At 63.6% G+C, this 13,164-nt stretch carries 13 protein-coding genes; 9 read left to right on the top strand and 4 right to left on the bottom strand.

Annotation, left to right across the window (positions count from 1 at the left end):
* Positions 1-232: 232 nt before the first annotated feature.
* From AXW67_RS31965 to AXW67_RS31950, 4 genes are all read right to left on the bottom strand, one after another.
* Positions 233-1,267, bottom strand: a complete 1,035-nt coding sequence (locus AXW67_RS31965; RefSeq protein WP_063676386.1) for an IS110 family RNA-guided transposase — start codon at positions 1,265-1,267, stop codon at positions 233-235.
* A gap of 511 nt (positions 1,268-1,778) precedes the next feature.
* Positions 1,779-1,982: a hypothetical protein gene (locus tag AXW67_RS31960; protein WP_063681124.1), complete on the bottom strand. Its 204-nt coding sequence runs from the start codon at positions 1,980-1,982 to the stop codon at positions 1,779-1,781.
* A 137-nt stretch (positions 1,983-2,119) separates the two neighbouring features.
* Positions 2,120-3,415 (bottom strand): spinster family MFS transporter, encoded by a 1,296-nt coding sequence (locus AXW67_RS31955; protein WP_063681123.1) that lies wholly within the window; start codon positions 3,413-3,415, stop codon positions 2,120-2,122.
* A gap of 60 nt (positions 3,416-3,475) precedes the next feature.
* Positions 3,476-4,666, bottom strand: coding sequence for an aromatic ring-hydroxylating dioxygenase subunit alpha (locus AXW67_RS31950; RefSeq protein ID WP_063681122.1), 1,191 nt, complete (start codon positions 4,664-4,666; stop codon positions 3,476-3,478).
* Positions 4,667-4,847: 181 nt separating this feature from the next.
* Between AXW67_RS31950 and AXW67_RS31945 the strand changes: the two genes are divergently transcribed.
* The 9 genes from AXW67_RS31945 to AXW67_RS31905 all read left to right on the top strand — a co-directional run bounded on the left by AXW67_RS31945 (position 4,848) and on the right by AXW67_RS31905 (position 13,154).
* On the top strand, positions 4,848-5,363 hold the full coding sequence (locus AXW67_RS31945; protein WP_063681121.1) for a MarR family winged helix-turn-helix transcriptional regulator: 516 nt from the start codon (positions 4,848-4,850) through the stop codon (positions 5,361-5,363).
* A gap of 174 nt (positions 5,364-5,537) precedes the next feature.
* Complete coding sequence (locus AXW67_RS31940) at positions 5,538-7,793, top strand: TonB-dependent siderophore receptor (protein WP_063681120.1); 2,256 nt, start codon at positions 5,538-5,540, stop codon at positions 7,791-7,793.
* Between the two features lie 22 nt (positions 7,794-7,815).
* Positions 7,816-8,952 carry a PepSY-associated TM helix domain-containing protein gene (locus tag AXW67_RS31935; RefSeq protein ID WP_063681119.1) on the top strand — a complete coding sequence of 379 codons (1,137 nt, stop codon included), beginning with the start codon at positions 7,816-7,818 and terminating at the stop codon, positions 8,950-8,952.
* Positions 8,949-9,158, top strand: coding sequence for a hypothetical protein (locus AXW67_RS31930; protein WP_063681118.1), 210 nt, complete (start codon positions 8,949-8,951; stop codon positions 9,156-9,158). The genes AXW67_RS31935 and AXW67_RS31930 overlap by 4 nt, the downstream gene beginning before the upstream one ends.
* A gap of 259 nt (positions 9,159-9,417) precedes the next feature.
* Positions 9,418-9,783 (top strand): NADH-quinone oxidoreductase subunit A, encoded by a 366-nt coding sequence (locus tag AXW67_RS31925; protein ID WP_027550614.1) that lies wholly within the window; start codon positions 9,418-9,420, stop codon positions 9,781-9,783.
* Positions 9,774-10,361, top strand: a complete 588-nt coding sequence (locus tag AXW67_RS31920) for a NuoB/complex I 20 kDa subunit family protein (protein ID WP_027550615.1) — start codon at positions 9,774-9,776, stop codon at positions 10,359-10,361. Before AXW67_RS31925 ends, AXW67_RS31920 begins: the two co-directional genes overlap by 10 nt.
* Positions 10,362-10,372: 11 nt before the next feature.
* Positions 10,373-10,984 (top strand): NADH-quinone oxidoreductase subunit C, encoded by a 612-nt coding sequence (locus tag AXW67_RS31915; RefSeq protein ID WP_027550616.1) that lies wholly within the window; start codon positions 10,373-10,375, stop codon positions 10,982-10,984.
* A 2-nt stretch (positions 10,985-10,986) separates the two neighbouring features.
* Positions 10,987-12,183: an NADH-quinone oxidoreductase subunit D gene (locus tag AXW67_RS31910; protein ID WP_063681117.1), complete on the top strand. Its 1,197-nt coding sequence runs from the start codon at positions 10,987-10,989 to the stop codon at positions 12,181-12,183.
* Entirely contained in the window at positions 12,183-13,154 is a 972-nt protein-coding gene (locus tag AXW67_RS31905) for an FkbM family methyltransferase (protein WP_063681116.1), read from the top strand. The genes AXW67_RS31910 and AXW67_RS31905 overlap by 1 nt, the downstream gene beginning before the upstream one ends.
* Positions 13,155-13,164: the final 10 nt, after the last annotated feature.

The raw sequence follows: 13,164 nt of genomic DNA, 5'->3' as shown, positions 1-13,164 counted from the left end.
TGTCGATGTCGCTCACGGGCTCGCGCTTCTCTTCGGAATCGGCACCAGGGCCCTTCCATCATGGGATTCGAGGACGAAGTAGAACAATCTTTTGCGCGGCCTTGTCGTTAGTTTGAACGACAGGTTCAAGCGGACATGCGAACTCACCTCATCCATCGTCCCGCGAGGGACATCTTTCCACTGCTGGGTGGATCTCGAGTTTCCTCCTATCGGCTTTGATCCTGAACGGTTTTCATGCTGCTGTCGCGGTTGGCTCCCGGGTCCACCGGAACTCGGTGCCATCGACCCATATGCGGTGCATGATGACGGCCAGCCGACGGGCCAGGGCCACGATCGCCTTCTTCATTCCGCGACGCCTGGCGATCTGCATGGCCCAGGCCTTGAGCCAGGACCATTTCTTCGAATGCAACATGCTCTGCGCTGCTTCGTAGAGCATCACCCGCATCATCTCATCCCCGCAGCGCGATATCCTGCCGCTCCAATCGATCTCGCCTGATTGATATCTGGAGCTCGTCAGCCCAAACACTGCCCCGACCGACTTGGATTTTCGGAATCGGGCTGGCACATCGACGGTCGCGCGATAGGTCAGCGCCACCACCGGGCCGACACCGGGGGTCGTCATCAGGCGCCGGCACACCTCGTCGTCGCGCACGATGGCCAGCAAGCGGCGGTGCAGGATGATGATCTGTTCGCGTAGCGCCCGCCGCACGACGAGCAGCGGTTCCACCAGGATCGCCAAGTCGGGAATAGTCTCGACAAGCTCCTGGATGCGGGCCTCGAACCTCACCATTCCGACTATGCCCACCTTGAGGCCGAAGTTACGCAAAGTCCCTCGCAGATCGTTCTCGATGGCGATGGCCTTCGACTGCAATAGCTTGCGATGGGTTAGCAGCATACGCAGTTTCTGGCTGCGTAGCGTCTTCACATGCACCGGGCGATACACTCCCACCCGCATCATCTGAGCGATGCCGCGCGCGTCATTGCGGTCGGTCTTGTTGATCTGCGCCTTCAGCACCGCCTGCATGTGCCGAGTCTCCACACAGATCACTGGTAACTCGGCTTCGGCGAGAGCGCTGAACAGCCATTGCGATAACGGCCCGGCTTCCAGTCCGATCCGCTTGAAGCGGTAGGCGGGATTCCCCAGAACCTTCAGAAGCGCTTGGGGCTCACTCGCCACCTTCACTTCCTTCAAGATCTTGCCCGTATCATCCAAAATGCAGACACTCGTCTCCTTGACCGATACGTCCAGTCCGGCAAAATGGTCCATGCTGCGCTTCTCCTGATGCTTGAGGCCGTCACCACGGACCTCGTTTTCACCATCAGCCTGAAGCGCAGCACCTTAAATATTCAGCTATCCACAAGCTGGGCCGGCCGATTACCCCATCTTTTGGACATACGGCGTGGGTTTCCCGATTCCCGCCTAGCCCCTGCCGGCAGCGGATCTCTAAGTATTTCTGCGGTTAGTGAACCGAGCGTTGCCGAGGCCGGTCCCGATTACACCCTATTCTACGTCCTGCAGTACCCGCCATTAGTTCGGCAAATGCCGAGCTGCACCTCGCCACCACCCTGTTTGTGTCGAGCGGTCTCCAGTGTCGCGCCCAAACGAGGAGCGACAGCGTGGCGGCGATCGCGGCGGCGGCCGGCCGCGGGAGCAGGTCCGTTACACCAGGGCTCTCTTGTCGAAGGACTTCAGACTGGTGAGACCGCAAGCTGAGCCGGAAAGCAAAAGGCCGCCCTGGGGCGGCCGTTTTGTCTCAAACCGGACCTTTCTCGTGCCGTCAGCGAATCTCCGACGAGCCCGAGCTGGTGACCGCCACCGGCTTGCCAGCCTTGATCACATGGGTCGCCTGGGCGGTTTGGCTGTAATCGGCGTTGGTGCGGGCTGCAATCCCGAAGGCGGCCACCGCGATGCCAGCCACGAGCGCCACCACCACGATCTTCAGGTGGGTCGAACGGTCAGCAGAGTGAATTGAGTGGTTCATCAGAGCCTCCCGACGGGCTTTGCAGCCGTCTGTTGGCTCTTGTCATAAGGACGATCTGTTTCCGGATGGTTTCACCGGTTTCGCAAAATGGTTTCATCTGGCCGCCGGGTCGGTTTCGCCCCCCGCTGGAACCGGCGTTAAGCCGCCGCGCGGGCGATATCGGCCCGGATCGGGCGGGCAGCCCAGACGAACAGGAGGGCGCCGACGGTGGTCGTGATCGCAGCCGAGAGCAGGGAATAGCGCACGGCATCAGCGCCGTAGCCACCCTTCAGCGCATCATTGACCATCCCGACCGCGAGCGGGCCGACGCCCTGGCCGAAGCAGGTCGCGGTGAGCGCGATGAGGGCGGAGGCCAGCGCCCGCATGCTCGGCTTTGCCACGGTCTGCGCGATCGCGAAGATCGGTCCGAGATGGAAGCCGACCAGGAACGAGGTCAGCGCCAGCATCGCCACCATCACCGCGAAATCCTGCGTCAACATGCACAGCGCGAACACGGGACCAGCGAGGCCCGATGTAATCGCGGGCGCCCACAGCTTCCAGCGGTCGTCGCGGCGGCTCACCTGCGCCACCACGAAGCCGCCGAGCAGGGTGCCGGCCATGCCGGCGAGTCCCTTGAAGGTGCCGGCATAGGTGCCGATCTCGGCGCTCGACAGATGGTGCACGCGCGCAAGGAACGGCGGGATCCAGGCCGCGGTCGCGTAATTGGTGTAGGTGGTGAGGCAGAAGCCGATCAGCACGATGACGAAGCTCCGCTGCGAGGCGAGGAAGCGCAGCGTCGGCCCGAGCGGCTCGGGCACAAAACTCTCCTGCATCGCGCCGCGCTTCGGCTCGGAGATCGTCAGCCAGAGAATCGTGGCGAGCAGGACGCCGGGCAGGCCCGCGACGTAGAAGGCCATCCGCCAGCCATAGTGCTGGTTGACGTAGCCGCCGACGAAATAGCCGAGGAAGACGCCGAGATAGGTGCCGATGGCGTAGACGCCGAGCGCGCGCGGCCGCTCGTTCTTGGCAAAGAGATCGGCAACGATGGACTGCGAAGCCGGCGAGCCCGCGGATTCGCCGATGCCGACGCCGATTCGCGCCAGCGCCAGCGAGGTCACGCTCGAGGCCGCGCCGCACAGCGCCGTCATCGCGCTCCAGAACGCAAACGCGATGGCGACGATGTTGCGGCGGTTGAGCCGGTCGGCCATGCGCGCGATGGGGATTCCGAGCAGGGAATAGAACAGCGCGAAGCCGAAACCTGCGAGCAGGCCCATCATGGTGTCGCTGAGTTGAAACTCCTTCTTGATCGGCTCGATCAGGACATTGAAGATCGTGCGGTCGAGAAAATTCAGCGCATAGATGATGGTGAGCAGCCCCAGCACGTAATAGCGCCGTGCCGAGGGCTTCGCCGCGGCGGCCGTTTGCACCGACACTTGTGACGTCACATCGACCATCGCTTCCCCCAATTTGTCTTTGTTATTGTAATTGGTCCAGCTCGTGTTGGGGCTGGCTGATCAGCCTTCGCGGATGTAATTCCCCGCTTCGAACTCGACCGGCGGCGCGCTCGCGTCAAAGCAGACGCCGATGGGATCGCGGCCGGCCGCAAGAGCCTCGAGCTGGTCGCTCAGCATGCGCCGGATCATCAGGATGCCGCGGTCGCTCTGGCCAAAATGCTCCTCGGAGTGAACGGTCACCGGGCCCTGGCCGACCTGGGCCTCATAGTCGCCCGGGAATTGCTGGTGCTCGGCCTCGCTCATGTCCCACCAGAACTTGCCGTTGAATTTCGAGCGCATGCGGCCGATGTCGCCGGGGTTCTTGACGCGGCCGGCGACGTAGATGCGGAAGGAGGTGTCGTCGATCGGCAGGACCCAGCCGATCGACTCGACGCGGGCGAACTGCGCGACGCGCGGATTCGGCACCACGCGCAAGGTGGGCAGCGCGGCCTCGCTGACGCGGTAAAACACCTTGCCGTCGTCCTGCTTGCGTTCCGAACGGACGAGGACACCGCGCGGCGATTTCTCGAACTTCACCTCGGGGATCGAGGCCATCATGTTGGTGAATTGCGGACCGCTGAACGAGCCGTGCAGCACCGGCACGTGGTAGGGATCGACAACGTTCTCGAAATGCTGCAGCCAGTTGCAGGGGATGAGCGCTGGCCCGCCGCCGCCGATCGAGGAATCATCGGCTTCGACGAGCTCGCCGTCGTCCATGTTTTCAAGGCACTCGTAGGCCGGCAGCACCGGGCGTTTCTCGGCCGGGCCCATATAGGCGAAGATCAGCCCGTAGCGCTCCTCGACCGGGTACCAGGGTTGGCGCACCTTGTCCTTGAACTGGCCGCCGTCGGGCTCGCAGGGCTGCTCGAGGCAGTGGCCTTCGGTGTCGAACTTCCAGCCGTGATAGCAGCAGCGGATGCCGTCTTCCTCGACCTTGCCGTAATAGAGCGTGGTGCCGCGGTGGCAGCAGCGCGCGTGCAACAGGCCGGCGCGGCCGTGCCTGTCGCGGAACAGGACCAGGTCCTCGCCCAGCGCGCGCACCTTCTTCGGCGTGTCGGTGGCGTCGCCGACAAGGCCCACCGGATGCCAGTAGCGGCGGAGCAGCTCGCCCATCGGCGTGTCCCTTGCGACCGACGTCAGCTCGGTGCGCGTGTGCGCCGGCTTCATCGCATAGCCAGTGCCGAGATCGCGATCCCGCTGGGTGATGGTCATGCTGATCCTCCCGTCCGGCCTTCGCGGCCGGGTCATCTTTGATGTGTTGACCAAGTCAACGGCAGATCGATGACAATGTCAACGATATTCAAAACGCCTCTTAGTTGCATTTCGATTGCGCCGAGGCCGGACTTGGTCGCTCAGGCTTGGCAGGAACCGGCTTTCTTGGCAGAGGTGGATCATGAGCCAGACACCGAGCAGGGGCGGGTCGACATCGCCCGAACCGGACGAAAGCGAGCTGCCGGCACCGATCACCGTGATGCTGTCCTCGCGGCTGATGGTGCTCGCCAACCTGCTCAAGCGCGGCGCCATCCTGCGCTACAAGCGCCTCACCGGATTGTCGTCTGTCGAGTTCGGTCTCGTCGCCTCGCTGGGTCGCGGACCGGCGATGAGCGTGGCGCGGCTCGCCGAAGCCGTCGGCCAGGACAAGGGACAGATCAGCCGCGCGCTCGCTGGCCTGATGTCGCGCAAGCTGATCGCGAAGGCGCCGAATCCAAAGGACAGCCGCGAGGTGCTGGTCTCGCTGACCAAGGCCGGGCTCGCGGCGCATGATGCGATCGTCGCCGGCGCGCAGGAGCGCAATCGGCGCCTGTTGGAACATCTGAGCGAAGACGAGCTCCAGACGCTGCTGCGGCAGGTCGATGATCTCACGGCGATCGCAGCGGAGATGCTCGAGGCCGAGAAAGTTCAGCGCTGAACGTTACAGCAATCTTTGGAAATGTTGGATCGGTTCTAAGACTCGCTCTAAGAGCCTTTCAATTAGCGCCATCGCGCTCACTCACATAAAGCGTCGCCACAACGCATGCCGTCATGGGACTGACGGCACGCGAATGAAATACGCATTTGGGGTGGCGCGTTGAACAGTCTACGTTTGCTGCGGTCGGCCGTTTTGACGACCGCGTCCGTTTGGGTTTTGGTGCCACAAGCATCCTTCGCACAATCTTCCGCGCAGACCGGCGCGCAGAACTTGCCAGCGGTGAATGTTGCGGCGCCGGAAGCGCGCCGCCGCGCGGCGTCGACCGCTCCGCGCCGCGCGCAGCGTACCGCGCAGACTGTCAGCAACCGGAAGCCGCAGCCGCAGCGCAACGTTGGCGTCGTCGAGACGGCGCGCGGTCCCGTCCACGGCTACGTCGCTGGCCGCAGCTCGTCAGGCACCAAGACCGACACGCCGATCATGGAGACACCGCAGTCGGTGTCGGTGATCGGCGCCGAGCAGATCCGCGACCAGAAAGCGAACAAGCTCGACGAGGTCCTGCGCTACACCGCCGGCGTGCGCGCCGGAACCTTTGGCGCGGATATGCGCAACGACTGGTGGCTGATCCGCGGCTTCAAGTCCGACGATGTCGGACTGTTCCTCGACGGCATGCAGCTGTTCTACACGTCCTATGCGAGCTGGAAGCTGCAGACCCCCGACATGGAGCGGGTGGAAGTGCTGCGCGGTCCGTCGGCCGTGCTGTATGGCGGATCGAGCCCGAGCGGCATCGTCAATGTCATCAGCAAGCTGCCGCCGGCCGAGCCGATCCGCTATGTCGAGACCGGCGTCAATAATTTCGGCAATGCCTATGTCGGCTTCGATTTCGGTGGGCCGGTCGCGACGAGCCCCGAGAACGGCAAGCTGTTCTACCGCATGGTCGGTCAGGTCCAGAACGGCGCCACGCAGGTCAATTTCACGCCGGACAACAACTACTTCATCGCGCCGTCGGTGACCTGGAAGCCGGATGCCGACACGACCTTCACAGTGCTGGCGTCGGCCTCGAAGCAGGACACCCGCGGCATCAACTTCCTGCCTTATCAGGGCACGGTGACCAGCGCTCCGTTCGGCCGCATACCGACCAGCCTGTTCGTCGGCGATCCCGGCGTCGACAAGTTCACGCGCGAGCAGGAGATGCTCGGCTATCAGTTCGAGCGCAATCTCACCGGCGACCTCACGTTTCGACAGAACGCCCGCTTTGCGCATGTCGACATCACGTATCGCGGCTATGTCGGAAACGGCTACACCAACGCGACGACCGGCGACCTCTTCCGTTACAATTGGTATGCGAAGAACACGGCCAATCAGGCCGATCTCGACAATCAGCTGGAGTATCGCTTCGACACCGGGCCGGTGAGGCACACGATGCTGTTCGGCGTCGACCTCAAGGGCTACCAGATCGACGACTACCAGGCTTTCAACTTCTTCGGAGTGCCCTCGATCAACGCCCTGAATCCGGTCTACGGCGTCGGCGACATTCCGATCACCGGGGATCCGTTCCGGAACTTCCTGATCACGCAGAAGCAGGCCGGCACCTATCTTCAGGACCAGATGAAGCTGGGGAATTTCACGTTGGTGCTCAGCGGCCGCAATGATTGGGTCGAGACGACGCAGGCCGCCCGCGACACGGGCGCCACGATCAGCAGTCAGAACGACAGCAGTTTCAGCGGGCGCGCCGGTCTGATCTACAATTTTGACAACGGCATCGCGCCTTACATCTCCTATGCGACGAGCTTTAATCCGATCATCGGCCTCAACGCTTCGAACCAGCTCTTTCTGCCGGAGACCGGCAAGCAGGCCGAGATCGGTCTGAAGGTCGCGCCAAAGGGATTCGACGGCTATCTCACGGTCTCGGCCTTCGATCTGGTCCGTCAAAATGTGCCGACGACGGTGCCGGGCAATACCCCGGTCCTGCAAAACCAGACCGGCGAGGTGACCTCGCGGGGCATCGAGCTTGAAGCCGTGGCCAATGTCACGCGTGAGCTCAAGCTGATCGGCGCCTTCACGTCCTATCATCTCTTCACCAGCAAGGACCTCGATCCGAGCCTTGTCGGCAGGACGCCGACCAACACACCGCAGATGCTGGCGTCGGGCTGGGCGGACTACACGTTCAAGGACGGACCGCTTGCGGGTTTCGGCTTCGGCGGCGGCGTGCGCTATGTCGGTTCGTCCTGGGCCGACGCCGCCAACACGCTCGAGGTTCCCGCGGTCGTGCTCGGCGATCTCGCGGTTCACTACGAATGGCAGAACTGGCGCACCGCGCTCAACGTGATCAACCTGACCGACAAGATCTACGTCGCGAGCTGCGCGTCGGCCACGTCCTGCTTCTACGGCGACCGCCGGCGCGTCACCGCCAGCGTCTCGTACACATGGTAACGGCGGGCGAGGGGATCCCGACGTGAAAGCGCGCACGGTCAGGCTCTGGTCCGTGGTCCACACCTGGACCAGCCTGGTTTCGACCGTGTTCCTGCTTTTGCTGTGCCTGACCGGCCTTCCGCTGGTGTTCCATCACGAGATCGATGAGCTCCTGGGCTATGCCCCCCAGCCCGAAGCTCATGCGAGCGCGGCGCGTGCGACGCCCCAGCAAGTCGCCGACGCCGCGCTCGCCGCCGATCCGGGCCGCCTGCTGCAATATATCTCCTGGGACAAGGACGAGCCCGGGATCGTGATGGCGTTCACCAACAGCGCCCCGGACGCCGCACCCGACAATGCGACCGTGCGTGCCTTCGATGCGGCGTCGGCGAAACTGCTCGGCCCGGTCGGCGTCGGCCCGATGCTGATCGTGCTCAAGCTGCACACGGACATGTTCGCCGGCCAGGCCGGAAAGCTGTTTCTCGGCGCGATGGGCCTGTTGTTCGCCGTCGCCATCATCTCCGGCGTGGTGCTGTACTGGCCGTTCACCCGCCGGCTGCGCTTTGCCACCATCCGTGACAGCGCCTCGCGGCGGGTCGTGTGGCTCGACTGGCACAATCTGATCGGGGTCGTAACGGTGGCCTGGGCGCTGGTGGTCGGGCTGACCGGTGTCGTCAACACCTGGGCCGAGCTGATGCTGAGCCAATGGAAGGCCACCGAGCTCGCCAGCATGGTCGCGCCCTATGCCGGCAAGCCGCCGCCCAGCCATCTCGCCTCGCTCGATGGCGTCGTCGCGCGCGCCAGGCGGGCGGCCGAGGGCATGGAGATCGCCTTCATCGCCTTTCCCGGCACGCCGTTCTCCTCCTCGCATCATTTCGCCGCCTTCATGCGCGGGGATACGCCGCTGACGTCACGGCTGCTGAAGCCGGTGCTGCTCGACGGTGAAACGGGAGAGGTGGCCGACAGCCGGGCGCTGCCGATGTACCTCCAGGCCCTCCTGATCTCGCAGCCGCTCCATTTCGGCGATTATGGCGGCATGCCGCTCAAGGTGATCTGGGCCGCGCTCGACGTGCTGACGATCATCGTGATCGGCAGCGGTCTCTATCTCTGGCTGGCGCGGCGACGAAAGCGGGGGGCGACGCGGGCGGACGCATTCGCAAAACGAGTCCCGGTCTCGTCATGATGCATGGCTCGTCCGTCGGCTCCCGCCTGTGGATACGGGTCTTCGGCGCGCCGCTTCTGATTGCGCTGGCAACGACGATCGGCCTGTTGGCGGCGCTGCTGTGGGGCGATGGCGGCAGATATGTCGCCTGGGTGACAGTCGGCTTTCCCGTCCTTGTCATCTTTGGGATCTGGCTGCGTCGCAGCAGGAAAGCAGGATCATCCTAGCGCGCGGTCGCCTGCGGGGAGTGCTTCCGCTGAGCGTCTGCCCCAAGGTGCGGAGGGGTGAGGGCCGCTCTTGCTGGGCAGGCCGATCTGCTCCATACCAGCGCGGGGCGATTCCGGGATTTTCACTGTTCTGGGGGCGGCAAAGGGCCTAAAAATAGCGTGTCTTGCGCCCATTGGTGCACTGCGCTAAGGCTCAGAATAATTCTAAACCGGGACGAATCCGTGGCTCCCCCGAGGCCGCGGGAAAAAGGGCTCGCCAATGAGCGGCATTCTGCAGAACTATCTTCCACTCGTCGTCTTTATAGGGGTAGCAGGCCTCATTGGCCTCGTGCTGCTGATCGCCCCCTTCATCGTGGCGTTCCAGCAGCCGGACCCGGAAAAACTGTCGGCGTATGAGTGCGGTTTCAACGCCTTCGACGACGCCCGGATGAAGTTCGACGTCCGCTTCTACCTGGTCGCCATCCTCTTCATCATCTTCGACCTCGAGGTGGCGTTCCTGTTCCCGTGGGCGGTGGCGTTCGGCAAGCTCGGTGCGACCGGCTTCTGGTCAATGCTGGTGTTCCTCGCCGTACTCACGGTGGGATTTGCCTATGAATGGAAGAAAGGGGCACTGGAATGGGATTGAACCAAGCCACTCCGTCCGGTCCGGTTCTCGCACCGGCGCCCAAGGGCATTCTGGATCCGTCGACCGGCAAGCCGGTCGGTGCCAATGATCCGTTCTTCCTCGAAGTCAATCACGAACTGTCCGACAAGGGCTTCTTCGTGGCCGCGGCCGACGACCTCATCACCTGGGCCCGCACCGGCTCGCTGATGTGGATGACCTTCGGTCTCGCCTGCTGCGCGGTCGAGATGATGCAGGTCTCGATGCCGCGCTACGACGTCGAGCGCTTCGGCTTCGCGCCGCGTGCCTCCCCACGTCAGTCCGACGTGATGATCGTGGCGGGCACGCTGACCAACAAGATGGCCCCGGCGCTGCGCAAGGTCTACGACCAGATGCCCGAGCCGCGCTACGTCATCTCGATGGGCTCCTGCGCCAATGGCGGCGGCTACTACCACTATTCGTACTCGGTCGTGCGCGGCTGCGACCGTATCGTGCCGATCGACATCTACGTGCCGGGCTGCCCGCCCACGGCGGAAGCGCTGCTCTACGGCGTGCTGCTGCTGCAGAAGAAGATCCGGCGCACCGGCACCATCGAACGCTAAGGTTTTACGTCATGGACGACGGCAAGCTCGACGCCCTTGGGCAAACGATCGTTAGCGCGCTTCCGGGCGCCGCCACCGGTCACGCGGTGGCCTTCAACCAGCTCACGGTTGATGTCGAGGCCAGCAAGATCGTCGAGGTGGTCAAGTACCTCCGCGACGATCCGAACTGCCGTTTCGTCAACATCACCGACGTGACCGCGGTCGACTATCCGGAGCGCGATAAGCGCTTCGACGTGATCTATCACTTCCTCTCGCCGACCCTGAACGCCCGGATCCGGCTGCGCGTTGCCGCCGACGAGACTACGCAGGTCCCGTCGCTGATCGACGTGTTCCCCGGTGCCGACTGGTTCGAGCGCGAGGCCTACGACCTCTACGGCGTGTTCTTCGTCGGTCATCCCGACATGCGCCGACTGCTCACCGATTACGGTTTCGAGGGACATCCGCTGCGCAAGGATTTCCCGCTCACCGGATTCGTCGAGGTCCGCTACGACGACCAGGAGAAGCGCGTGGTGTACGAGCCGGTCCGGCTCAACCAGGAATTCCGCAAGTTCGATTTCCTCTCGCCGTGGGAAGGGGCCGACTATCCGCTGCCGGGCGATGAGAAAGCGGGGCCGAAGGTCTGATCATGAACGAGCAACCTGAGAACCTCCGAAACTTCACCATCAACTTCGGCCCGCAGCATCCGGCGGCGCACGGCGTGTTGCGCCTCGTGCTGGAGCTCGACGGTGAAATCGTCGCGCGCGTCGACCCGCATATCGGTCTGCTTCACCGCGGCACCGAGAAGCTGATCGAGCAGAAGACCTATCTGCAGGCGATTCCCTATTTCGACCGGCTCGACTACGTCGCGCCGATGAATCAGGAGCACGCCTTCTGCCTCGCCGCCGAGAAGCTGCTCGGCATCGAGGTGCCGCGCCGCGGCCAGTTGATCCGCGTGCTCTATTGCGAGATCGGCCGCATCCTGTCGCATCTGCTCAACGTCACCACGCAGGCAATGGACGTCGGCGCGCTCACCCCGCCGCTGTGGGGTTTCGAGGAGCGCGAGAAGCTGATGGTGTTCTACGAGCGCGCCTCGGGCAGCCGTATGCACGCGGCCTTCTTCCGCGTCGGAGGCGTGCATCAGGACCTGCCGCCGAAGCTGATCGACGACATCGAGGCCTGGTGCGACCCGTTCCTGAAAGTGGTCGACGATCTCGATCGCCTGCTCACCGCCAACCGCATCTTCAAGCAGCGCAACGTCGACATCGGCGTGGTGCCGCTCAAGGAAGCCTGGGAGTGGGGTTTCTCGGGCGTGATGGTGCGCGGCTCGGGCGCGGCCTGGGATCTGCGCAAGTCGCAGCCCTATGAGTGCTACGCCGAGATGGATTTCGACATTCCGATCGGCAAGAACGGCGACTGCTACGACCGCTACCTGATCCGCATGGAAGAGATGCGCCAGTCCGTGCGCATCATGAGGCAGTGCATCGAGAAGCTGAAGGCGGCTGACGGGCAGGGCCCCGTTGTCGTCGAAGACAACAAGGTCGCGCCGCCCCGCCGTGGCGAGATGAAGCGCTCGATGGAAGCGCTGATCCACCACTTCAAGCTGTACACCGAAGGCGTTCACGTGCCGGAAGGCGAGGTCTATGCCGCGGTCGAGGCACCGAAGGGCGAGTTCGGCGTCTATCTCGTCTCCGACGGCAGCAACAAGCCGTACAAGTGCAAGATCCGCGCGCCGGGCTTTGCGCACCTCCAGGCCATGGATCACATCTGCAGGGGCCATCTGCTTGCCGACGTCTCGGCCATTCTCGGCTCGCTCGACATCGTGTTCGGAGAGGTCGATCGGTGATGGCGCAAGCGCCAATCCAGTTTGACCGTGCCTCGGGGGCCCTTGAAGGGGCCAACCTGTGGGAGCGGACGGCTGCCTTGGCGCTGGTGACGGGATCGAAGATCTCGTCGCACTTCTCGCACATGGGCTACATCGCCTGCGCCAATCTGCTGCGCAAGGCGCTGGCGGAGCGCAACATCGCGATCAGGCTCAACCCGGACGCGGTGTTCGAATTCCCATATGGCGACGGCTATTGGAGCAAGCTGCTCAATCGCTCGTATCATTACGAGGATGAGCTCGAGCTGCTGTTCGCCGGTTCCGCCGACGTCGACTACACGCTGATCGATTGCGGTGCCAATTACGGCTACTGGTCGGTATTGATTTCGAGCGCGCAGTTCGGCGCGCACAAGGCGATCGCGATCGAACCCTCCTCGGACAATTTCGCCAAGCTGTCGAACAACGCGGCGGTGAACGACCATCGCTTCGAATGCATGCGCGTGGCGATCGGCGCCTCGCGCGGCACGGCGCGGCTGTCCGGCACCAAGCACGAGAAGTTCAGCATCGCGGGGCCGGGCGGTGGCGAGGAGGTGCCGGTCATCGCCCTCGACAACCTTATCGACGACGGCAAGGTCGCCGCGACCGGCAAGTATCTGATCAAGCTCGACGTCGAGGGCCTCGAGATCGAGGCGATCAAGGGCGGCGCCCGGCTGCTCCAGGCCGACAGCGTCATCATGTGCGAGGAGCACGGCAGCGACCGCTCGCATGCGGTGTCGCGCTACATTCTTGAAGAAACTCCGCTGAAGCTGATCGTGCTCGATCCGCGCAGCAACCGGCTTGAGACCGTGACCGAGCTGTCGATCCTCGACCGGATCAAGGTCTCCACCCACGTCGGCTACAACGTTTTCGGCACCGCAAGCGCGTTCTGGCAGGACAGGATCGATGCCCTGAATGCCAAGATTCTGAACGCCAATACCGCGCGCCGCATGCAGTGAGAGATTGAAG

This window comes from Bradyrhizobium neotropicale, from assembly GCF_001641695.1.
Lineage (GTDB): Bacteria > Pseudomonadota > Alphaproteobacteria > Rhizobiales > Xanthobacteraceae > Bradyrhizobium > Bradyrhizobium neotropicale.
This window is presented reverse-complemented; position numbering and strand designations above follow the sequence as displayed.